Annotated in this window: 23 protein-coding genes; 22 read left to right on the plus strand and 1 reads right to left on the minus strand. The window is 36.6% G+C overall.

The window, feature by feature from the left end; translation table 11 throughout:
* Nucleotides 1-395: 395 nt before the first annotated feature.
* The 22 genes from ACIQ38_RS00610 to ACIQ38_RS00715 all read left to right on the plus strand — a co-directional run bounded on the left by ACIQ38_RS00610 (nt 396) and on the right by ACIQ38_RS00715 (nt 21,135).
* Nucleotides 396-1,394 (plus strand): SEC-C domain-containing protein, encoded by a 999-nt coding sequence (locus ACIQ38_RS00610; protein ID WP_402816795.1) that lies wholly within the window; start codon nt 396-398, stop codon nt 1,392-1,394.
* A gap of 115 nt (nt 1,395-1,509) precedes the next feature.
* Nucleotides 1,510-4,089, plus strand: coding sequence for a bifunctional lysylphosphatidylglycerol flippase/synthetase MprF (mprF, locus tag ACIQ38_RS00615; protein WP_402816797.1), 2,580 nt, complete (start codon nt 1,510-1,512; stop codon nt 4,087-4,089).
* 98 nt (nt 4,090-4,187) lie between these two features.
* Nucleotides 4,188-4,625 carry a YusW family protein gene (locus ACIQ38_RS00620; RefSeq protein WP_402816799.1) on the plus strand — a complete coding sequence of 146 codons (438 nt, stop codon included), beginning with the start codon at nt 4,188-4,190 and terminating at the stop codon, nt 4,623-4,625.
* 115 nt (nt 4,626-4,740) lie between these two features.
* The gene (locus ACIQ38_RS00625) at nt 4,741-4,968 is read left to right on the plus strand and encodes a hypothetical protein (RefSeq protein WP_402816801.1); all 228 of its coding nucleotides are present in this window, start codon (nt 4,741-4,743) and stop codon (nt 4,966-4,968) included.
* A gap of 86 nt (nt 4,969-5,054) precedes the next feature.
* Nucleotides 5,055-5,492, plus strand: a complete 438-nt coding sequence (locus ACIQ38_RS00630; RefSeq protein ID WP_402816803.1) for a YusW family protein — start codon at nt 5,055-5,057, stop codon at nt 5,490-5,492.
* A gap of 734 nt (nt 5,493-6,226) precedes the next feature.
* The gene (locus ACIQ38_RS00635) at nt 6,227-6,574 is read left to right on the plus strand and encodes a PadR family transcriptional regulator (RefSeq protein ID WP_402816805.1); all 348 of its coding nucleotides are present in this window, start codon (nt 6,227-6,229) and stop codon (nt 6,572-6,574) included.
* Entirely contained in the window at nt 6,561-7,556 is a 996-nt protein-coding gene (locus ACIQ38_RS00640; protein WP_402816807.1) for an HAAS signaling domain-containing protein, read from the plus strand. The genes ACIQ38_RS00635 and ACIQ38_RS00640 overlap by 14 nt, the downstream gene beginning before the upstream one ends.
* 134 nt (nt 7,557-7,690) lie before the next feature.
* Nucleotides 7,691-8,206, plus strand: coding sequence for a general stress protein (locus tag ACIQ38_RS00645; RefSeq protein ID WP_402816809.1), 516 nt, complete (start codon nt 7,691-7,693; stop codon nt 8,204-8,206).
* Nucleotides 8,207-8,299: 93 nt separating this feature from the next.
* Nucleotides 8,300-9,223, plus strand: coding sequence for an exonuclease domain-containing protein (locus ACIQ38_RS00650; RefSeq protein ID WP_402816811.1), 924 nt, complete (start codon nt 8,300-8,302; stop codon nt 9,221-9,223).
* An 886-nt stretch (nt 9,224-10,109) separates the two neighbouring features.
* Nucleotides 10,110-10,997 (plus strand): LysR family transcriptional regulator, encoded by an 888-nt coding sequence (locus tag ACIQ38_RS00655; RefSeq protein WP_402816813.1) that lies wholly within the window; start codon nt 10,110-10,112, stop codon nt 10,995-10,997.
* Nucleotides 10,998-11,133: 136 nt separating this feature from the next.
* The gene (locus tag ACIQ38_RS00660) at nt 11,134-12,462 is read left to right on the plus strand and encodes an LLM class flavin-dependent oxidoreductase (protein WP_402816815.1); all 1,329 of its coding nucleotides are present in this window, start codon (nt 11,134-11,136) and stop codon (nt 12,460-12,462) included.
* Between the two features lie 23 nt (nt 12,463-12,485).
* A complete protein-coding gene (locus ACIQ38_RS00665; RefSeq protein ID WP_402816817.1) occupies nt 12,486-13,238 on the plus strand; it encodes an amino acid ABC transporter ATP-binding protein in 753 nt (250 codons plus the stop codon).
* Nucleotides 13,239-13,270: 32 nt separating this feature from the next.
* Nucleotides 13,271-14,278, plus strand: a complete 1,008-nt coding sequence (locus tag ACIQ38_RS00670; protein WP_402816819.1) for an LLM class flavin-dependent oxidoreductase — start codon at nt 13,271-13,273, stop codon at nt 14,276-14,278.
* A gap of 18 nt (nt 14,279-14,296) precedes the next feature.
* Nucleotides 14,297-14,560, plus strand: a complete 264-nt coding sequence (locus ACIQ38_RS00675) for a glutaredoxin family protein (RefSeq protein ID WP_402816821.1) — start codon at nt 14,297-14,299, stop codon at nt 14,558-14,560.
* Nucleotides 14,561-14,606: 46 nt separating this feature from the next.
* A complete protein-coding gene (locus ACIQ38_RS00680) occupies nt 14,607-15,413 on the plus strand; it encodes a transporter substrate-binding domain-containing protein (RefSeq protein WP_402816823.1) in 807 nt (268 codons plus the stop codon).
* A 33-nt stretch (nt 15,414-15,446) separates the two neighbouring features.
* Nucleotides 15,447-16,151, plus strand: coding sequence for an amino acid ABC transporter permease (locus tag ACIQ38_RS00685; RefSeq protein WP_402816825.1), 705 nt, complete (start codon nt 15,447-15,449; stop codon nt 16,149-16,151).
* Nucleotides 16,152-16,418: 267 nt separating this feature from the next.
* On the plus strand, nt 16,419-17,129 hold the full coding sequence (locus ACIQ38_RS00690) for an amino acid ABC transporter permease (RefSeq protein WP_402816827.1): 711 nt from the start codon (nt 16,419-16,421) through the stop codon (nt 17,127-17,129).
* Nucleotides 17,130-17,164: 35 nt separating this feature from the next.
* A complete protein-coding gene (locus ACIQ38_RS00695; protein ID WP_402816829.1) occupies nt 17,165-17,683 on the plus strand; it encodes a GNAT family N-acetyltransferase in 519 nt (172 codons plus the stop codon).
* 23 nt (nt 17,684-17,706) lie between these two features.
* Nucleotides 17,707-18,213, plus strand: a complete 507-nt coding sequence (locus ACIQ38_RS00700; RefSeq protein ID WP_402816831.1) for a GNAT family N-acetyltransferase — start codon at nt 17,707-17,709, stop codon at nt 18,211-18,213.
* A 23-nt stretch (nt 18,214-18,236) separates the two neighbouring features.
* A complete protein-coding gene (locus ACIQ38_RS00705) occupies nt 18,237-18,836 on the plus strand; it encodes a nitroreductase family protein (RefSeq protein ID WP_402816833.1) in 600 nt (199 codons plus the stop codon).
* 22 nt (nt 18,837-18,858) lie between these two features.
* A complete protein-coding gene (locus tag ACIQ38_RS00710; protein ID WP_402816835.1) occupies nt 18,859-19,368 on the plus strand; it encodes a flavin reductase family protein in 510 nt (169 codons plus the stop codon).
* 81 nt (nt 19,369-19,449) lie between these two features.
* A complete protein-coding gene (locus tag ACIQ38_RS00715) occupies nt 19,450-21,135 on the plus strand; it encodes a methyl-accepting chemotaxis protein (RefSeq protein WP_402816837.1) in 1,686 nt (561 codons plus the stop codon).
* 55 nt (nt 21,136-21,190) lie between these two features.
* On the opposite strand, the gene ACIQ38_RS00720 is transcribed toward ACIQ38_RS00715, so the two are convergent.
* Nucleotides 21,191-21,802, minus strand: coding sequence for a collagen-like protein (locus ACIQ38_RS00720; protein WP_402816838.1), 612 nt, complete (start codon nt 21,800-21,802; stop codon nt 21,191-21,193).
* Between the last annotated feature and the right edge of the window lie 23 nt (nt 21,803-21,825).

Here is a 21,825-nt window from a genome sequence, read left to right on the forward strand (position 1 = left end):
GACGGGCATATGCTCGACTAGTTTATCGTGCTCAAAGGCAAGATATCTCGTTCATCCTTTTATTGTTAATTTCGGACACTGATTAAGTTAGTTTTTTTATTTTCGCTGCTGGGGGGCGAAAATCACAGCGGTCACCTTATAGAACTCCCAACGTCTCACTCACCCCATTATGTGCGTCATTCCATTCATCGTTCCTATTTTCTATATCGGTTCAGAGAAAGACGCTTTAGCGTTTTGTTCTTAGTTGGAAAATAGGGCGTTTAGTTATAAAAACCGAGGGGGTATTTGGAATATCCACAAAAAGGAAGTTCGCCCCGAGTCGTTCGTACCTTAATATTTCATGCAAAACGTGATAAACTAAGACTTCAGCTTATTTTATTGAAGGACGTGTTTTAATGGTAAGACGTAATGACCCATGCCCATGCGGTAGTGGAAAGAAATATAAAAAGTGTTGTGAGTCGAAAGAGACTATTACAATAGAAGAAGTACAAACAGAAGAATTAGAACGTATTTTACAAACATTTTATGATGAATATCCGGAAAGAAAAGATATACCAGCGTTCCAGGAGCTTGTGAAAACTTGGAACCAATCGCTTAACCAATACTTAGAAGAAGAAATGATTGAAGCGATTGTGTTAGATGAATTCTTTTTCCATCACAAACCAGAAATATGGACAGGCTTCTTAGAGAAACAACAAAAGAAAATCGTCCGACCTTCTACATTGAACGCTATCCAACAGTGGAATGAACCACGTGTCTTTGTTGGGGAAGTAGTAGATGTAGATGATCATTACATGACGGTAACGCATATTTTGACAAAAGAAACGATTCGATTAAGACGTGAAGGCGAAAAGCCAGTACCTGTAGGTGTACATATGTATTGTTTCATCTTGCCAGATGGGACACCGAAAGAAAATCATTATATAGCAATTTCTAGTTTAATCTTCTTTCCTACTGATCATCAAAATGTGTTTTCCTCTTTTGTGAGTCAATTTGAATCACAAGATGAATTATCAGCTCCAGCATTTTTGAAAGGAAAAGCTACTACATTGTGGACTTTACTAGGTGAAAATGGTTACGAAGGTGGAGAATATACGCAATTTGAAGCAGGAGTGCTACAAGTAGCAATTGATTTCTTAGAGAAAAATAATCGAGAATACCATAAGCTTGTAGAAATTGTGGAAGATTATTTAGTAGAACAGCAACCAAATGCGCGTAAAGAAGTCGCGATTTCGGCGGGGGCTATCAGATTTGGTCAAGAAAATGGCTTTTTTGAACCGCTAGATATGACGATAAAAGAAATTGCTGAATCTTTTAATGTATCCACTTCTTCTTTGAATAAATATTATAATGATTTGAATGTGTATTATGAGCAAATAACAAAAGCTCATTAAATTAGAAAACGCCAAGTGAGAATTAAAATTCTTGCTTGGTGTTTTGTCTTTATATATGATAGAACAACGTTTACACTGTAGTGGAGAAGATATAAATGTATTGGGGTGACAATAGATGAGACAATTTTGGAAGATGCCATGGTTTTCGCGCCTTATTAAAATAGTTGTTCCACTTTTGATACTCATAGTATTCTATTTTGAATCCAATCAAGCGCTAAAAAATTTAGACTTTTCCCTTTTAAAAAGTAACATTAGTGCTTTAGCTTGGAGTCATCTTGTCATTATTATCTTTGCTGGTATTTTTGCGGTACTACCAATGATATTATATGACTTTGTTTTAAGGCGACATTTACAATTGAAAGTTCCGGTCACAAAGACAGTAATATACTCTTGGACTGCTAATACGATATCTAATTTTGTTGGTTTTGGTGGAGTAGCTGGAATGCTCATTCGTACTTTTTTTTATGGTCGACACGGGCTTGAAAAAAAGGCACTTGTGAAAAGAATCGGGTTAATTACCTTATTTTATTTATCTGGTATGTCGTTATTAAGTTGGCTCCCCCTACTGGGAATTATTCAAACTCCTATATTTAAGGAAGTTAAATGGATTCAAATAGCATTAGTAGGATTAGCAATCTATTTTCCAATCTTGATTGTAAGCATAAAAAGGCAAAAGGCTTCTGCAACAGTAAGTCTTATTAAAAGAAAGGATATTCTTTCTTTAGCAGTCATTTCATTGTTTGAGTGGTGTTTTGCTTTTGGATTAATGTATATAATAACTTATTTCTTAGGGGTTTCAGTCCCTGTTTCTAGTATGTTAGCGACGTTTATTGTTGCATCCTTTGCAGGAATTATTAGTATGTTGCCTGGGGGAATAGGTTCCTTTGATCTTATGTATTTGCTTGGTATGGAAGGTTTGGGGGTTCCTACTGAAACGACCCTATTAATTCTGCTTTTGTACCGTATTAGTTATTTTATTGTCCCTGCTTTAATCGGAACTGTAACTTTATTGCTTTATTTTTGGGGAGAGTTAAACCAAAAGCTAAATCGAATTCCAACTATTATTTTGCAAAATGTCAGCCATTGGATTGTTACCGTTTTCGTTTTATTAGCTGGGATTATTTTATTGGTGTCAGCTGCTGTTCCAGCTGCATTAGAGCGGATCAAAATGACAAATGAAATTTTGGCTTTGCCTGTGATGAATATGTCGCATGAATTTACAGTTGGATTAGGCATTTCTCTCTTAATGCTGACGAGGGGGATACAATATAGGGTGAAGTGGGCCTACACTTTAACGCTTGTGACATTAGTAGTAGCCGCAATATTTTCTTTATCTAAATGGTTTGACTACGAAGATGCGTTGTTTGTCATTGTTGTATTCGTTATACTCCTCTTGTCGAAAAAGCAATTTTATAGAGAAAATATTGTTCCTACTTGGGGTAAATCATTGGTTGATATTATAGGAATTTCGATTATATTAGGAGGCTTTGTATTTATTGGGTTCGTGAACTTACCAACCTCTCATTTTACAATTCCTGTGAAACTACGACCATATATTATGACGGATTCGACTGATCTATTAGTAAGCGCTGGAGTAGGGATTATCCTTGCAATATTATATATGTCCATCGGTTATTTGCTCGCGAAACCACGATACTTCCCTTTTGAAAAGTCTGTGAGTTATGAGGATGAAATAAAAGAGCATCTTGAAAAATATGAAGGCACAGTGTTATCGCATTTAATTTTTTTGCATGATAAATACATTTATTGGAATGACACCAAAACAGTTATGCTCGCTTTTCAAAAGTATTCGGATAAGTTGATTGTTTTAGGTGATTTAGTTGGGGAGAAAAAAGATATTCCCCGAGCGATGGAAGAATTTCATGATCGGGCAAATGTCTATGGGTACACGCCGGTTTATTATCAAGTTACTTCAAGGATGTTCCCATATCTGCATGAAAACGGCTATGACTTTTTTAAGTTAGGAGAAGAGGCATTAGTAAATCTTCCTTCTTTCAACTTGGTAGGTAAGAAAATGAAAAATCTGCGTGCCAATAAAAATAAACTAGAAAGAGAAGGCTATCGTTTTCAAGTAATTCAAGCCCCACATTCAGATGCGTTTCTTTCAAAGTTAAAACTTATTTCTGACCAATGGCTGGAAGGACGAAAAGAAAAAGGATTTTCATTAGGATGGTTTAATCCCGCTTATTTACGAAATGTCCCCATTGCTGTAGTGATGGATGAAGAAGAGGAAATCGTCGCCTTTTGTAATATAATGCCCGCTTATGATGGGGATAAAATGGTTTCTGTGGATTTGATGCGTTATGGATTAAAGGCCCCAAATGCAACGATGGATTATATGTTTATTAAACTATTTGAATGGTATAAGGAACATAATTATGAAAAATTTAATCTTGGAATGGCACCTTTGGCAAATGTGGGACTTTCCAAGTATTCATTTTTAACAGAAAAAATTGCCTATCAAATTTTCTTATATGGTCATGCATTTTATCATTTTAAAGGGCTGAAAATGTTCAAGGAAAAATACGCTGACGGTTGGGAGCCTAAATATTTGGCAATGCGGAAAAAAACTTCTTTACCGATTACAATGGCACAAGTTTCTTTGCTAATAGCTCGTTCAGGCCCAGCCAATCAAATTGGCTTGAGAAACATTCTAACAAAGTTCTTTAAATAAGCGATTTTTCTTTCTAAAGGAGCCAAATTTGGTTATATTCCTCTCTTTTTGGCTATAGCTATAGCTAGAAGTTCTTCAAGAGAGGAGTCATAATTGCAATGAAAAAGTATTCAATCTATGGAAGTATACTATTGGTAGCTACTCTGCTACTAGGGGCTTGTGGGGAAGCTAAAAAAGTAGAAGGCTCATCAACACCGGAAGAAGCAGAGTCAGATCTTGGGTTTACTTCTTTTGAGTTAGAGGTAGATACAGTGGACCATAAAGGCGCAATTGAGGCATATCTTGAGATGAATGGCTCGAAAATAGAAGCTGAATACGTGAACCGTATAGAGCCCAAAAAATTAAAAGGTGATAAAGCATACGATGAACTGAAGCCATTATTAAAAGATTTAGGACTAACGAAAGAAATGAGTAAAGACGAAGTGATTGAAAATGTATCAAAAGCCTTTGAAGTGGAAGATTATACAAAGTTCGAATTAGAAGTAGAATATTCCGATGGGGAAGAAAAAGAGTACAAGGATACGAAAAAAGAATAAAGCATAAACAGTCGCGGGGGAACCCACGGCTTTTTTTATTTTTGCGGAAGAGGTACAATGTTTAACAATTTAAAAATAGGTTAAATAAATAAAAACAATCAAGGGAGAGATTCATATGACAAAGAAACCAAATGATGATCGTGAAAAACAGGATATTGTTGGTCGTATATTAGATAACCCTGATTTGGTGAACACAGAAAAAGAAAGTATTTTTGATATAGATGAGGATATGAAAACCGTGGATCCAATTCCGGTAGAAGAACTAAATGATAAAGTAAAAGATGAAGAAAACAAAGACTCTACGAAGTCGACGTCAGCTAGTGAAAAACGTTATCCTGGTTAAGTAATATTACTTAATGTTTATGAATCATTCATCATGGGAATAAATAATTTAACGGATAATTACGCAACAAGTGAAGGAGAGTTATTATGAAAACTAAAAAATATTCGATAATTGGAAGTACATTATTAACAACTGCTCTATTACTAGGAGCATGTGGGGATAAAGAAGAAGTAAGTGACGCACCTTCTAATAGTGACATGCAAAATGAATTTGGGTTTCAATCTTTTGATCTAGATATCGACACAGCTAATCAAAAAGATGCAATTGATGCCTCATTTGATATGGATGTATCCGAAACGGAAGCAGAATATGAAAATAAGTTAGCATCCAAGAAATTGACTGGTGATGAAGCATATGCTGAATTGGAACCAATCTTTAAAGATCTTGCTCTAACAAAAGATATGAGTAAAGAAGAAGTGATAGAAAAGGTTTCTAAAGCTTTCGGAGTGGAAGATTATACAGAATTTGATCTGGAAGTTGAATTTTCAGATGGAGACGATCAAGAATTTTCGGATCGCAAATAAATAAGGAATCTAAGCCGTGATTAAATTCACGGCTTTTTTTGTTGGTGAGGAAACTAAGCACATAGATTTTTTTCAAGTAACGTAAGGTGTGTCGTACTTTATATTATAAGTGAGATAGAGATTTTGGGTTGTAAAAGGTGACCGCTAGCCACATCTTGCATGAGCCATTTAACTGAGAAGTTTTTACATTAAAAAAAGCGCAACGTTCTAGTCATTACTCGCAACATTGTATAGAATTCGCGCAACATTCCCATTCAAACACGCAACATTATTGGTCATTTGCGCAACGTTGACAAAGATGAGCCATAATCGCCTTTATCTCATGTTAAGTATACTTGTTGTTTTAAGAATTAGTTGCTTTCATCGACAATTTAGTTGCTCTCAGGTTGATTTTAATTGCTTTCGTACTGAAATTAGTTGCTCTCAATAGCTATTTGATTGCCCTTAGCCATTCTTTGGAATTTCGATCCACGGTGTGAAACCCTGCAAGAGCGTTAGCAACGTAGCGGCACGTCACTCGCCCGACTAAAATACAGCGGTCACCTAATAGAACTCTCTACGCAGCATTATCCCTATGTTGTGGGTTATCCCACTCATTGTTCCCATTTGCTAAATTGGACCAGAGTCAGGTATATTTTTGTGTGAAAAAAATATTGTTATGAATAACATAATAGTGTATTATACACAGTATAAATATAGTGTACGACATATAGTATAAGTAAGTGAGGTGGAAAATGAGTAAATTAATCAATTCATTAATAACAGAATTACGTCGAGGGACTTTAACACTTGCTGTATTGAGTCAGCTTAGAACCCCCCAATACGGGTATTCTTTAGTTCAATTGCTGGAAAATTCAGGAGTATCAATTGATCAAAGTACGTTATATCCTTTGCTTCGTCGTTTAGAAAAACAAGAGTTGGTCGAAAGCAGTTGGGACACAACAGAAAGTAGACCAAGGAAATACTATGTACTAAGCGAGTATGGAATAGAAATTTTAGAGCAACTGAAAGAAGAATGGGAAAAAGCGACAAAAGAACTTCAAAATTTATTGAAAGGAGATGTGGAAAATGCACCTGATTGATATTTATATACAGGAAGTGACGCGCAGACTTCCTGAAAAGAACCGGGAGGACATTGCACTGGAGCTAAGGTCAACGATTGAGGATATGTTACCTGAGGATTACACAGAAAAAGAAGTAAAAGAAGCTCTTGAAAATTTAGGTAATCCAGCATTACTTGCAAGTGGATACGCGGATCGACCAATGCATTTAATAGGTCCAAGATACTTCGATATGTATACGACTTTACTGAAAATGATTATTCCAATAGTTGCGGTAATCGTATTTATAGTTGTTATTACGGAGAATATTTTAACTTACAATGGGGAGGAAGCTATACTCGGTACAATTCTTACTATTGTCGGACATAGTATTTGGGGAGTGATTAGCTCAGCGATTCAGACATTTTTCTGGATTACAATCGTGTTTGCTATTTTGGAGAGGACGGACACTTCAAAGGATAAATCGCCATTAACATCCAATTGGAAAGAGTGGACTTCAGATGACTTGAAAGGTATACCGTACATTAAAAATGAAAAGAAAATTTCTAAAGTTGAAGTATTCGGTAGTTTACTCTGGATTGCAATTTTTGTTGCCGTCTATTTCAATGCGGTACATTTAATTGGCGTATATGAAAATGTAGGTGGGAAACTACAATTCATCATTCCTACTTTCAATCAAGATGTATTACATGCCTATACGTTTATAGTACTCGCTGCCATTGCGGTAGAAATCATATTAGTGTTTTACAAATTTGTCACTTCGCAGTGGACTCGAAAAGTGGCCATTTTGAATACAGTACGACATGTTGTATCTACTATTGTATTGATCGTTATACTCAATAATAATAGTTTGGTGAATATAGAATTCTATACGTATTTAGAGGATTTGTTTCATTTTACATTTGAGCTTCAGGGTCCAGTAAAGTTAGGAGTTATATTAATTAGTATCGTTTTTGCTTTAATTGATGTGATACAAGGATTTCGAAAAGCGAACATTCGATAATAAGGAGAGAGGCTACGGTCGCTCTTCTTTTTTCGTTGCTAATGTTACAAAAACATTAAAAAGTTAGTAGGAAGTTTATGTTGGGTTAATAATGGGGTATCACATATATAAGACGAAAACTAGGAGGAAATACGATGAACATTGAATCAAATCGACGAATTGAAATAGCTCGTTCAGAAGAAGAGATGTATGAAAAGTTGGAACTCCTGCAAGAACAAGGATATGCGGATAGTGATATCCACGTAATATCGCAAGAAAATAATCATTTATATACTTTAAATCGACACTCTGAGGTAACGACACACGAGGCAGGAACATTTATAGATAAATTTAAATCTTGGTTTACTGGTGAAGATGCTATAACAGAAGGGCTCCGGAAGCTAAATTTGTCTGTGGAAGAAACGGAACGCTATGCGGATGAAGTTTCAAGAGGGGCGATTCTTCTATATACAGATGTACTAACGTTTGCAGATGACCCGTCCATTGGTAGCTACGATGCACCACCAGATCGTTTTGCTCGCGGAGAAACATTTGCCACGGATCCATATTTAGTTGGGGGAGAAAAGCGTATTTCTCCGGAACAATATGAGGAAAGAAGGCAAATAAAAGAGAAGCTGGATGAAATTCCACCAAGAAATCGACTATACTAACATCGACCCCTTGCATACTTGCAAGGGGTTTTAGATAGGCAGTTATGTATGAGATAATAAACAGATTCAAACAAAAGTAAGGTGGGATAAGAGATGGACTTCGTAGCGATAGATTTTGAGACTGCAAATAGTATGCGTTCTAGTGTTTGCTCCATCGGTATTGTGAAAGTAAAAAATGGTAAAATTGAAGAAGAAATACATACATTGATCAACCCATTAAGTGAATTTCATTATTACAATACGAAAATTCATGGAATTACAGAATACATGGTACATGATGCACCAACATTTGAGGAATATTGGCCAAACTTTAAACAGTATATCGATGACGAAACAATCATTGCACATAATGCAAGCTTTGATATAGGAGTACTACGCGACTCTTTAAAAAGAATTCATGAAGTAGAGCCAAACTTTCAATATGGATGTTCTTACCGAATTGCCAAGAAGGTTTGGCCGAATTTGTACAATCATAAACTTTCTACAGTCGCCAATTACTTAAGCATTAGCCTGAGACATCATGACGCTCTTGAGGATGCTCGAGCTTCGGCACTTATTACACTCGAAGCGTTGAAAAAAACGCAGACAAGTTCTATCCAAGAGCTATCTACTTTGCATAAGCTTAAGTTTGGAAGCCCTACTGCTGCAAATAATAAAACGACTCGCGCTAGAAAGAGTTCTGGAGATGCATCATTGCACTCAATTGTTGCGGAAACTTTTCCGCTTAATACTAAGCATCCATTTTACGGAGCAAATATTGTATTTACGGGAAAAATGGTATCCATGACAAGACCGATAGCTGCACAATATGCAGCAAATTGCGGAGCTATTTGTAAAGGACAAGTAGATGCGACAACAAACTTCCTAGTAGTTGGCGATCGAGATTTAGAAAAATATCGACAAGGTATTAAAAGTACAAAAATGCAAAAAGTAGAAGCATTGATTGAAAAAGGATACCCAATCGAAATTGTCGGAGAGCAGGATTTTTTGAAATTGGTGAAGATCAACCAACTGTGAGAACCAACCGACATACTTAATAGGATAGTCTTAACTAAGCCACTTACTATTGGCTTAGTTTTTTTACTGCTTGGGAAAACGTGAAAATTCTACGGAAAGATAACTTTCTTCAAGTAGCATAGGATATGGCACTTTTTATTTTGTATATAAATTAGGGATAATGCCTCGTAGAGAGTTCAATAAGGAGGCCGCTATGTTTCCGCCAGACGAGTGATGAAGCCACTACGTCGCTGACGCTCGCGTAGGATCTTACAATGTCGCGGAAAATTCCAAAGTATGGCTAAGGGCAATCAAAAGTTATTGAAGGCAACTAATTTCAGTACGAAAGCAACTAAAATCAACGTGAGAGCAACTAAATTGCCAATGAGAGCAACTAATTTCTCACAATAGCTCTTTACTTGGATTGAGACGACTATGATTTCGACATATTATAGGAACAATATGTCGAAAAGACCGCCGATTTCTCCTGGTCGGCATCTGTTCGATTAGTTTATCGTATTCAAAGGCTAGATTGTCACATCCATCCATTTATTTTTAATTTTGGACATTGATAAGTCAGTGTTTTTTCATTGATTTTCGCTGCAGGGCGGCGACTCCGAAGGGATCAAGTGAGTAAGATGAGACTTCACAACGTACGCCTAAGCGGCGGTGAAGGCTCATCACTCCCCCCCCCCCGGAAAGCGTCCGTCCTGCAGCGAAAATCACAGTGGACGCTAACAGAGCAATATAATACGCATTATCCCTATTACATGTATTATGCCTTTCATCCCATCTGTTTGCTGTATTGGGGCAGAGATTGGCATGTACGCTTTTTTTATTTTAAAAACATACTTTACCACTTGGAATAATTTGATTATGATGATAGATAAGAAAAGAGGGATAGGAAATGAATATCGATCATTTGGAAGCATTTATGTATGTCGTGCAGTTAAAAAGCATTCATAAAGCAGCGGATGCATTGTTTTTGTCCCAACCGACTGTGACAGCAAGGATTAAGACATTAGAAAGAGAATTAAATATACAATTATTTGCGAGGCATGGCCGAGGACTTTCACTTACGGAGCATGGAAGAGAATTCATACCTTATGCAGAACAAATTATTCAAACGTATAAAGAAGGGAAAAAAATAATGAAGGCAAGAGATAGTCATGAAGAAGTGATTATCGGCGCCAATGTCATTACTTCACAATATTTTATTCCTTATGCATTGCCATTGTGGAAACAAGCTAATCCTCAATTACGTTATAAATTTGTCTCTGCGCCAAATGATATTTTAATTGAAAAACTTTTGCAGAAACAAGTAGATGTTGCTTTTATAAAGGATACGGCAAATGAAAGTCTTCAAAAAGAACAATTACTAGATAATTCCGTAAGACTAGTTGCTTATCCGGAGCATCCTTTGTATTACGAAGAAAATATAACGCCCATTCGATTGGCAGAAGAACCAATGGTGTTTTTTGAGTGTGGAGCTTTTGACTGGAATCGAATACATAAACTCTTTGAAGTGGGTAAAGTGGAGCCGCGGATTGAATTTCAAGTGGATCATTTAGAAGTAGCGAAATCCATTATTAAAAGTCGTTGTGCCATTGGATTTTTACCTTATTTATGCATAAAAAATGAACTAGCCAGTGGAGAGTTGATCGAAATCGATGTTGCCCATTTGATTCAAATAAAGCAACATGTCTTTCTCACTTATGCAAATCAAGACGTAACGAAATGGCAATTATGGAAAGACATCAACCAATCTGTTGAGAGATTTCAATTGCATCAATAGACTTTCTCTATCAATACAATAAATTTTTCTATCAGTAAACGTATTGCAATTCACCTAGATAAAGTGTTAGCATAAGACCTAATAAAAATACATTAATCATATCAGTTAACTTGGTTTAAGAATGGGAGGATTTCACATGACGAACAATAGAAAGATTAGATTTGGTGCAATCATTCATGGAGTAGGCGGTAACATTTCAGGGTGGAGGCATCCAGAAGTTCAAACAAATGCGAGTGTAAGTTTGGACTTTTATAAGCAACAAGCTCAAAAGGCAGAAGAAGGTAAGTTTGACTTAGTTTTTATCGCAGATGGATTATTTATCAATGAAAAGTCGATTCCACATTTTTTAAATCGTTTTGAGCCTTTGACTATTTTATCCGCACTTGCTACTGTAACTTCACGAATCGGTTTAGTAGGTACCGTGTCTACTTCTTACAGTGATCCGTTTACAGTTGCTCGTCAATTCGCATCTCTTGATCATATTAGCGGTGGACGTGCGGGATGGAACTTAGTGACGACACCTTTAGAAAGCACTGCACTGAATTACAATAAAACAATCGAACAGCATCCAGATCATGCGACGAGATATAAAATTGCAGAAGAGTATTTAGAAGTAACAAGAGGCCTTTGGGATTCTTGGGACGATGATGCCTTTGTTGGGGATAAAGAAAATGATGTGTTTTTCGATACATCCAAATTACATCATCTGAATCATAAAGGGGAATATTTCTCTGTACAAGGACCGTTAAATATTGGACGTTCGAAACAAGGGCAGCCAGTAGTATTCCAAGCGGGATCTTCCGGACCAGGAAAGACAATTGCTGCAAAGGGAGCAGATGCTATTTTTACTATGCATCCAACGCTTGAATCTGCAAAAAGTTTTTATAACGATGTAAAACAACAAGCTACTGAATTCGGACGTAATTCGGAAGAGTTGAATATTTTCCCGGGAATTTCTCCTATTATTGGGGATACGGAAGAAGAAGCAGAAAAGAAATATGAAGAGATTGTTAATTTAGTATCGATTGATCGAGCTTTGGCATACTTAGGTCGTTACTTCGATCATCATGATTTTTCTCAATATCCAGTAGATGAAGCTTTTCCAGAGTTAGGCGACATTGGGAAGAATAGTTTTCAAAGCCATACTGATCGTATTAAACAAGAAGCAAAAGAGCAAAACCTTACTCTACGTCAAGTTGCATTAAGAGAAGCAACGCCTCGTTCAGAGTTTATCGGAACTCCAGAAAAGATTGCAGATCTAGTACAAAAATGGTTTGAAGAGCGCGGTGCAGACGGCTTTATCATTGCAACACAGGCGCCTAACACATTAGACGATTTTGTCGAAAAAGTTATCCCAATTTTACAACAACGCGGTTTATATCGTGAAGAGTATGAGGCGGATACGTTGAGAGGAAACTTAGGTCTTCCATTTTTGGAAAGTCGATATGCGAAACAGCTCGTTTAATGTTTTAAGAGAAGAGGGATAAAATGATTTCCATTTCAAATCTTCATAAAAAGTTCGGGAAAAATGAAGTTTTAAAAGGAATAAATATACAGATTGATAAAGGCGATGTCATCTCTATATTAGGTCCGAGTGGCTCTGGAAAGACTACATTATTGCGTTGTCTAAACTACTTAGAACGACCAGACGAAGGTATTATCACGATAGGTGATGTAACAATCGATTCTAAGAAAGTGCATAAAAAAGATATATATCATTTACGAAAAAAATCAGCCATGGTCTTCCAAAGCTATAATCTATTTCAACATAAGACGGTTTTACAAAATGTGATGGAAGGATTAGTCGTTGTTCAAAAAAAGAATGTGAAAGAAGCACGTGAAATTGCATTGGAAATGTTGAAAAAAGTAGGATTAGAGCAAAAGGTAGATGCATATCCTCTTCAATTATCAGGTGGACAACAGCAACGGGTGGGCATTGCTCGAGCTTTGGCTCTAAATCCAGAAGTGATTCTTTTTGATGAACCAACATCTGCATTAGATCCCGAACTTGTAGGAGAAGTATTAGATGTTATTCGGAAAATCTCTAGAGAAGGTATCACAATGATTATTGTGACGCATGAGATGAACTTTGCACGCGAGGTGTCTAATAAAGTTATTTTTATGGACGGTGGCATAGTTGTGGAAGAAGGAGTTCCTAATGATATTTTTAGAACACCTAAAGAAGACCGTACAAAACAATTTTTGAAAAGGATGACACCTGAGCTAGAGTATTCCATATAAAAACGAAGTATGTTAATCCGGGAGGAAAGTTTATGAGTTATAAATTAGGAATTTTAGATCAAAGTCCGGTTGTTGAAGGCGTATCTAACTACGATACTTTGCAAAAAACAGTAGATTTAGCTCAGAAAGCGGAAAGCTGGGGGTATGAACGATTTTGGGTATCAGAACATCATAACTCAGATACAGTTGCGGGTTCATCTCCGGAAGTTTTAGTTTCTTATTTGTTGGCGAAGACAAAAACGATTCGAGTAGGCTCTGGAGGAGTTATGTTACAGCATTATAGTCCGTACAAAGTAGCGGAAAATTTTAATGTGCTATCTACACTTGAACCAGGAAGAGTAGATCTGGGTATTGGAAAAGCGCCGGGTGGATTACCTCTTTCAACAAAAGCATTGCAATATGGAACAGTGAATACAGGGGAAGACTTTGAAGCAAGGCTTGCTTTTTTACAACAGCTTATACATGATAATGTTCCCCAAGAGCATGAGCTTGCTAGTATTCAAGCAACTCCGATACCCCCTGTAAAACCGGAAACGTATTTGTTAGGCGCAAGCCCAAATAGCGCAAAACTAGCGGCAGAGTTAAAAGTTTCATATGCTTTTGCTCGATTTATTAACGCGGATAACGAAATCTTGAAAGAGGCTGCTAATTTATATCGAGCGATTTATCCAGAAGGAACTTTTATTGTTTCTGTTACGGTTGTTACAGCACCTACCGCAGAAGAAGCGAAAGAACTTGCAAGTAACCATAAAATTATCAAAGTGCATTTAGCAAGTGGTCGTACATTATCATTACAAACTGTAGAACAAGCGGAAAAGTTCGGGGAAGAGTCTGGAGAAGCATATGAAGTAAAACAATACGATGCGAATATTATCTATGGGACACCGGAGCAAGTGAAACAAACTTTAGATGAATTACATCAAACATACGGGGTAGATGAGTTTATCTTGCATACTCCAATTCCTAATCCGGAACAACGACTTCGCTCTTTTGAATTATTAAGTCCAAAAAATCTATTGAAACAAGCAGTTCATGCTTAATATTGGAGGAAGAAAAAAATGTCACAAAATCTATCAGTAGTCGTATGGTCCAAACAAGGATGTAGTTATTGCAACGAAGTGAAGGAATATTTAACAGAGCAAAATATTGACTATAAAACAGTAGATGTTACGAATCATGATGAATTCCGGGATATTTTAGATACTAAATATGGCATTCGTCATGTACCAGTTGTTGAAATTGGCGAAGGAAATGTTTATAGAGCAGTAACTGAGGTTGGGTTAGAGCATTTAAAAGCAGCTTTACAGCCAGCACATGTATAATTTTTGGTATAAAACCAACTAAACTTATAAGAAAAGAGGATATATATTGAAGAAAGTATTAACACTTTTATTAGTGATAGCAGTAGCTTTACTAGGTGCATGTTCCTCAAAGGAAGCAAGTTCAAAAACATCGGAAAGTAATTCAGATGTACAAAAAATTATAGTTGGAACTGGTACGCAATTTCCGAATATTTGTTTTCTAGATGAAGACGGTAATTTAACTGGTTACGATGTGGAATTAGTACGTGCAATTGATGAAAAACTAGAAGAGTATGAAATTGAATTTAAAACAATGGATTTTTCTAACTTAATGTTGAGCTTAGAAACAAATAAAATTGACTTTATTGCCCACCAAATGGAGGTAAACGAGGAACGCCAAGCAAAATTCTTGTTTAACGAAGTACCTTACAATGTATTTCCGTTAAAAGTAACGGTTCATCAAGATAATGAAAATATACAATCTATCGATGATTTAAAAGGAAAAAAGATTGCTACTACTGCTACTAGTAACGCAGCAATCTATATGGAGAAATACAATAAAGAACATAGTCTAGGTGCTGAAATTATTTATACTTCTAGTACGTCGGATGTTGTTAATCAACTTCGCACTGGTCGTGTAGATGCAACTATTACAACTCCATTTGCAGTAGACTTTTTAAATGAACAATCTGACGCACAACAAAAAGTTGTTGGTGACACTTTACTTAACTCAAAAGTTTACTTTTTATTACAAAAGGGTGACACAACACTTCAAAAACGTATTGATGAAGCGTTAACTGAGTTGAAAGAAGATGGAACGGTAAGTGCACTGAGTGAGAAGTGGCTAGGAGCGGATTATTCGGCAGAATTCTAATCCTTCTCCAGCAGATGGAAGGGAGTAGAATGGATGGGAAAAGTATTTGATCCTTCTTTAATTATTGAATTTATTCCAACATTAGTGAAATATCTTGGTATAACATTAGAAATTTTAGTTGCATCTATTATTTTAGGAACAATCATTGGTATAGTAGCTGCTATACCAAAGTTGTTCCATATTCCGATATTAAAGCAAATAGTCACACTTTATATATCGTTTATAAGAGGAACACCGATTATTATCCAATTATTTTTAGTGTTTTATGGGTTACCTGCTATTTTATCGCTCATAAATATTGATATTACTAGAATGGATGCATTATTTTTTGTAATCATCACTTATTCATTGAGTAATGGTGCAATATTTGCAGAAATTTTCCGAGGAGCGATTTCTGCTGTAGAATTCGGGCAAACAGAAGCGGCTTATTCTATTGGAATGACTCCTTTTCAAAACTTTACACGCATCATATTCCCGCAGGCGATTCGCGTTGCATTTCCGAATATCGCAAATACTGTTATTGGTTCATTGAAAGACACTTCATTAGCTTTTACCATTGGAGTAATGGATATGATGGGAAGAGGAGAAACGATTATCGCTGCTACTGCACATGCTTTAGAAGTTTACATCGCTTTATCTGTCATTTATTACATGGTCGTATTAATACTAGAAAAAGGATTTAAAGTATTTGAGAAATATACAAATCGTTATCAGGGAACAGATGCTTCGGTTACTTGATGAATCAATTACGCCTCGGCGTAATTGCGTCCAAATTTTGAATTGCGCTTGAGGCCTACAGGATGTAGGTCATGCAGTCGTTGCGACAGGACGTCGCGAACTTAGACTGCCTTCCTCGACTCCTTTCAAAATTTGTGACATCCGCCGGAGGCTTCACTTGAATCAGCAGGGAGTTATTCCCTTTGATTTAAATGCATCTTGGCATTCAATCCACTATTTATAGAAGTGAAAGACTTCTGCTGAAGCAAGTGAAAGGAGCAAATAACTATGGTAATTGATATTCCATTTATTTGGGTGGCATTTAAAGAAATTGCAAAAGCTATACCGTTAACTTTAATGCTAGCCATTGTTCCGGTTATAATCGGTTTCTTTATAGGTTTATTAGTTACGTTAGTACGAGAGTATAAAGTGAAGGGGTTAAGTTCGATAGCTAATGGCTATGTATCATTTTTCCGAGGTACACCAGCGATTATGCATATTATGCTTATTTATTTTGGTATTCCGATGCTTCTAGATGGCGTTATTAACTCTTTCAATCTACCATATGAAACAAATAAAATACCAATCTCTTTATATGTAATAATTGCATTATCACTTACAGCAGGTGCGTATTTATCTGAAATTATTCGCTCGGGTATTTCCAGTGTATCAAAAGGCCAGATGGAAGCAGCTTATTCTATTGGTATGAGTACTCTCCAAGCTATGGGTAGAATATTGTTACCTCAAGCTTTGGCGAAATCAATTCCAAACTTCACAAATCTCTCGGTTGGATTTTTACATACGACTTCCATTGCTTTTTTAGTCTCTCAAAAAGAATTAACTGGAATGGCTAATATTGTGGCATCATCCAATTTAAAGTTTTTAGAATCATTTATAGCTGCTGGACTGATCTATTGGGGAATCTCTATCCTTATGGAAGGTATTTATTATTTGATTGAAAAGAGAGTAAGGCAATACAGTAAGGGTGGGGTAGTTTAATCTAGGATTGAAAACGAACTGATGGAGGTTTTGCAATGACAAGTGTGCTTACAATAGATACATTAAAGGAAAATGAAAAAGAAGCTGTTGGTCGATTACTAGTTGAAAGTTATGCACAATACAAGGATTCATATGCCAAATTACAAGATTGGCTGGATTACGCATCAGATTTAGCGGCTTCTGTTAATAACCCAAATGTAGCCAAGTTTTTAGTTGCTAAAGATGGGGAAGAAGTGCTAGGCACACTTCAGTTATTTTCCGACTCAGAAATGGCTTACAACAAACCTGATTTAGAAATCTACTCCCCAATTATTCGTATGCTTGCTGTTAGTCCCACTGCAAGAGGGAAAGGAATTGCACAAGCATTGCTCAAGGAAAGTATCAATTATGCACACGAAATAGGTGCTAAACACATCTATTTACATACAAGTGATAAAATGTCCAAAGCAATTCGCTTGTATGAATATCTAGGTTTTAAACGTGACACGTCGAAAGAGTTTAATAAATTGAATTTCCTCGTAAAATGCTATCGATTGGATATTCAGAGTTTTTGAATCTCAGTATAAGGAGGAATAATATGCCAAGCATCATTACAATCGATACATTGCGAGAAGCTGACAAAGAGGCTGTAGCGGAGTTATTAGTAGAAAGTTATAGACAATATGAAAGTGATTTTAGTACAACGGTTTGGCAGGTGTATTTGGAGAGTATTAAGCGATCACTAAATAATCCTGCGATAGATAGAGTTTTGGTAGCAAAAAGTGAAGGGGAATTGTTAGGGACGTTACAATTATTCACGAATTCAGAAGCTGCTTATCAAAGGCCGGAGATTGGCATAGTTGATCCGATTGTGAGATTGCTTGCGGTAAGTCCGGATGCAAGAGGAAAAGGGATTGCCCAAGCGTTATTAAAAGAAAGTGCGAGCTACGCAAAAGATAAAGGGGCCAACTTTTTATACTTGCACTCAGGTGCTAATATGACCCAAGCGATCCGTTTATACGAACATCTTGGTTTTAAGCGAGATGAATCAAAAGATTTTCATAATGCAGATGTACATGTGAAATGCTTCAGACTAGAGTTATAACAAATGAAAGGGGCGTATTTCAAATGACCAAAAGTTTTTATTCTGCCGTTCAAAGTAGACGCTCTATTTATGGTATTAATGATGAAAAGATTATTTCAGATGAAAGAATAGAAGATATAGTAAATTTAGTCGTAAAGCATACACCTACTGCATTCAATTCGCAAACAGGTCGAGTTGTTGTGCTATTAGGTGAACAACATAAAAAGTTTTGGAAACTAGCATTTGAATCAACGAAACAAGGACTGGCAGAAGAAAAGATAGATTCTACTAAAAAACGCTTTGAAAGCTTTGCTAGTGGATATGGAACAGTACTGTTTTTTGAAGATTATTCTGTTGTAGAATCATTCCAAGAAAAATTTTCAAGCGTAGAGCATTATTTTCCTGTTTGGTCTCATCAAGCATCAGGTATGTTGCAGTATATCGTTTGGACGGCATTGGAACAAGAAGGACTTGGAGCAAGTTTGCAACACTTCTATCCGGAATTTTCAAAAGAAGTGAAAGAATCTTGGGGTATTCAAGAAAAATGGGAACTTATTGCTCAGTTGCCATTTGGCAATCCTATTTCGCCACCGAAAGAAAAACTGATAGAACCAGTGGAACAGCGCGTTGTTATTGTAAAGTAAACAAGAATGGGAGTGTACTTTTATGGTAAGTGTAAATGTAAATGCAAGTACTGCACAAGATGAATTCAAAAAGGCGTTAGGAAATTATCCAACGGGTGTAACGGTTGTAACAACCTTTGATGATGCAAATAATCCAATAGGGTTAACGGTCAATTCGTTCGCTTCTGTTTCGTTAGATCCTTTACTCATATTATGGTCTATTGATAAAAAGTCAGGTTCCTGTCCTGCCTTTATAGAGGCAGAAAAATTTGCGGTGAATATTTTGGCGGATGACCAAGCGGATATTTGTACTTTATTTGCTTCTAAAGTGGAGGATCGTTTTAGTCAATGTAAATGGGAAGAGTCGGAAAGAAACTTACCTGTGTTGTCTGGTTCTCTTGCCCAATTGGAATGCAAAACTGCCAATCAAATTGATGCTGGAGACCATATCATTTTCATTGGAGAAGTAATCCACATTCATAATGAAGATAAAAATCCGCTACTTTATCATAGAAGAAATTTTGGTCCAATACCTGAAGAATTTTATAATTAATTATTGTTTGAATTCAAGGTGTGTACTATTTTTCTCTGTTATACTTTAGAATGAAAATTTCTAATAGTAAGGGAGAAAAATATGCGAATTAAGACAAGGCTGATGTTGGTTACATCCATTCTAGTCATATCTATCATTGTTGTTGGTGGATTTGCAACATGGAGTTTATCTCATACAGTAGCCAAAAATAATGAATTAAATACGCTCATGGAAATGCAAAAAATAGCGAAACAAATACAGTACCGCCTTGCAGGTCTTTCCAATGATGAGCGTGCGCTGCTTTTAACGGGCGACGATACGTATGCCAAGCAAATGGAAGAAAAGTCTAAAAATATTCAAGAACAATTCGATAAAATCATCGCTATATCGAATACATCTTCCACTAAGAAAACGATAGAGACTATTAAATCGGATTACGAGCAGTTTTGGGCACAAAGCCAACTGGTCATTCAAAACAATGCGATAAATCGAAAGAAGTCAGAAGAAATTCATTTTGGGGAAGAACGAAGAATTCGAAAAGAAGTGTTAGATCCATCGTTTGAAGCATTCATCGAACAGCTAGATAGTAAAACAGCTGAAGTAGGGGCAAGTTTGGAATCTCAATCTACGATAAGTCAAGTGGTTTTGATCGGTATTTCTCTGGTAGCAGTAGTAATTGGCATCGTTTTGAGTGTAATACTACTAAAAGCCATATTAGTACCTTTGCATCAATTAAAGGAGCAAATGAATGATATTGCTAGTGGAGATGGGGATTTAACGAAAACACTTTACGTAAAAAACAAAGATGAGCTTGGAGAAGTAGCAACTTCTTTTAATCAGTTTCTTACTTCTCTAAAAGAAATGATCCAGCAAATTAGTTTTTCCTCTGCGCAGGCAGCTTCTTCAGCAGAAGAATTTTCAGCTAGCGCAGATGAGTCGAAACGAACATCCAATCAAATTGCAGGAAATGTCCAAAATGTTTCGATAAGCATGGGCGATCAAACAAAGATGTTGAACGAAAGCTCCATTGCTGTTGAGCAATCTTTGCATATGCTACAAAGTATGACGCTTCGAACGGCAGAAGTGTCAGAAGAAACAAATGAAGTAAGCATACAAGCTGATAGCGGGGAAAAATCAGTGCAAGAAATCGTGACCTCGATGGAAGTCATTCATCAATCTGTAAGTGCAACTGACAAAAATATTAACTCATTGGCTGATGATGCTATTAAGATTGGGGAAATTACAACACTCATTAATGATATTTCCGGTCAAACGAATTTACTCGCTTTAAATGCCGCAATTGAAGCAGCTAGAGCAGGGGAGCATGGCAAAGGATTTGCTGTTGTAGCAGAGGAAGTACGTAAATTAGCAGAACAATCAAGCGAGTCAGCCAAGCAAATTCAAGCATTGATCACTCGAATCCAAGGAACTACGAATGATACTGTTCACACAATCGAACTAGTAAAAACAAATGTAGACAATGGAATCCAATTAACATCTGTTACCTCTGTTCAATTTCATGAAATTATTCGATCTATTTCACAAGTTTCTGGAAAAGTACAAGAAATTGCAGCGGCAACCGAGCGACTGACAACGGACTTTACGATGGTTGCGCAAAAATATGGAGAAGTTTCAGGACTATTCAAGGAGAACGCTGAAAGTACACATGAAATAGCCGCAGCTACAGAGGAGCAGTTAGCGTCGATGGAAGAAATTCAAATGGCTGCTAATTCTTTAACAACTGTATCAGATGCATTAAATGAAATGGTGCGACAATTTAAAATGTGACGATTGAAAACTTCCCGCTAATTGAGCAAATAGGCGGGAAGTTTTTATATAAAAGTTATACGTTAGTAGAAATCTTTTTGATAGTAATTGCCGCGTTGACACATGTTTGTGTGCCTCCTGCATTTAATAATAAGTCGAGATGGCTAGACATGGATGTATGATTTCTAAGGGTTAGCTGTGTATTATCCTCTAAACGAAGAATTTGGATACCGATATTCGGTGCATTACCGTACTCCGCACCAAAGGTCGTATTAGTTACTTCTATACCGTTAGCAAATAGGGTTAATTGATTTGAGTGTTTGCCTGTAACGTGATAGATGATTTCGTATATCCCGCTATGTTTAATCGTAATTTTAGACTCTCCAGAAGTATGTGAAATTCCTGGGGTTAAAATGCCGTTTGAATCGAAGGAAATATCCTCTTCCTGATGAATACGTTGTTCACCAATGTTATAAATGTATGCAAATTCAGCAATTCCGCCTGGTGAACCTTGTGCCCCTGTTTTTCCAGTAGGACCCTCTAATCCCATAAATCCTCTAGGACCTCTTTCCCCACGCTCTCCTGGTGGACCTTGAACCCCCGGAGGACCTTCAGGACCCATTGGACCTCTTCTGCCTCTATTGGTATGAACTCTGCCACATTTACTACATGGCTGACTATTATCCAATTAATTTCACCTCCCCTATTGAT

Source organism: Psychrobacillus sp. NPDC096389 (genome assembly GCF_044762855.1).
In the GTDB taxonomy this organism is placed as follows: domain Bacteria; phylum Bacillota; class Bacilli; order Bacillales_A; family Planococcaceae; genus Psychrobacillus.

Coding starts and splice junctions, on each gene's coding strand:
- ACIQ38_RS00715 (WP_402816837.1), top strand. CDS start 19,450: ATGCGAATTAAGACAAGGCTGATGTTGGTTACATCCATTCTAGTCATA.
- ACIQ38_RS00625 (WP_402816801.1), top strand. CDS start 4,741: ATGACAAAGAAACCAAATGATGATCGTGAAAAACAGGATATTGTTGGT.
- ACIQ38_RS00660 (WP_402816815.1), top strand. CDS start 11,134: ATGACGAACAATAGAAAGATTAGATTTGGTGCAATCATTCATGGAGTA.
- ACIQ38_RS00685 (WP_402816825.1), top strand. CDS start 15,447: ATGGGAAAAGTATTTGATCCTTCTTTAATTATTGAATTTATTCCAACA.
- mprF (WP_402816797.1), top strand. CDS start 1,510: ATGAGACAATTTTGGAAGATGCCATGGTTTTCGCGCCTTATTAAAATA.
- ACIQ38_RS00645 (WP_402816809.1), top strand. CDS start 7,691: ATGAACATTGAATCAAATCGACGAATTGAAATAGCTCGTTCAGAAGAA.
- ACIQ38_RS00610 (WP_402816795.1), top strand. CDS start 396: ATGGTAAGACGTAATGACCCATGCCCATGCGGTAGTGGAAAGAAATAT.
- ACIQ38_RS00665 (WP_402816817.1), top strand. CDS start 12,486: ATGATTTCCATTTCAAATCTTCATAAAAAGTTCGGGAAAAATGAAGTT.
- ACIQ38_RS00710 (WP_402816835.1), top strand. CDS start 18,859: ATGGTAAGTGTAAATGTAAATGCAAGTACTGCACAAGATGAATTCAAA.
- ACIQ38_RS00695 (WP_402816829.1), top strand. CDS start 17,165: ATGACAAGTGTGCTTACAATAGATACATTAAAGGAAAATGAAAAAGAA.
- ACIQ38_RS00630 (WP_402816803.1), top strand. CDS start 5,055: ATGAAAACTAAAAAATATTCGATAATTGGAAGTACATTATTAACAACT.
- ACIQ38_RS00650 (WP_402816811.1), top strand. CDS start 8,300: ATGGACTTCGTAGCGATAGATTTTGAGACTGCAAATAGTATGCGTTCT.
- ACIQ38_RS00675 (WP_402816821.1), top strand. CDS start 14,297: ATGTCACAAAATCTATCAGTAGTCGTATGGTCCAAACAAGGATGTAGT.
- ACIQ38_RS00705 (WP_402816833.1), top strand. CDS start 18,237: ATGACCAAAAGTTTTTATTCTGCCGTTCAAAGTAGACGCTCTATTTAT.
- ACIQ38_RS00670 (WP_402816819.1), top strand. CDS start 13,271: ATGAGTTATAAATTAGGAATTTTAGATCAAAGTCCGGTTGTTGAAGGC.
- ACIQ38_RS00700 (WP_402816831.1), top strand. CDS start 17,707: ATGCCAAGCATCATTACAATCGATACATTGCGAGAAGCTGACAAAGAG.
- ACIQ38_RS00690 (WP_402816827.1), top strand. CDS start 16,419: ATGGTAATTGATATTCCATTTATTTGGGTGGCATTTAAAGAAATTGCA.
- ACIQ38_RS00620 (WP_402816799.1), top strand. CDS start 4,188: ATGAAAAAGTATTCAATCTATGGAAGTATACTATTGGTAGCTACTCTG.
- ACIQ38_RS00640 (WP_402816807.1), top strand. CDS start 6,561: ATGCACCTGATTGATATTTATATACAGGAAGTGACGCGCAGACTTCCT.
- ACIQ38_RS00655 (WP_402816813.1), top strand. CDS start 10,110: ATGAATATCGATCATTTGGAAGCATTTATGTATGTCGTGCAGTTAAAA.
- ACIQ38_RS00635 (WP_402816805.1), top strand. CDS start 6,227: ATGAGTAAATTAATCAATTCATTAATAACAGAATTACGTCGAGGGACT.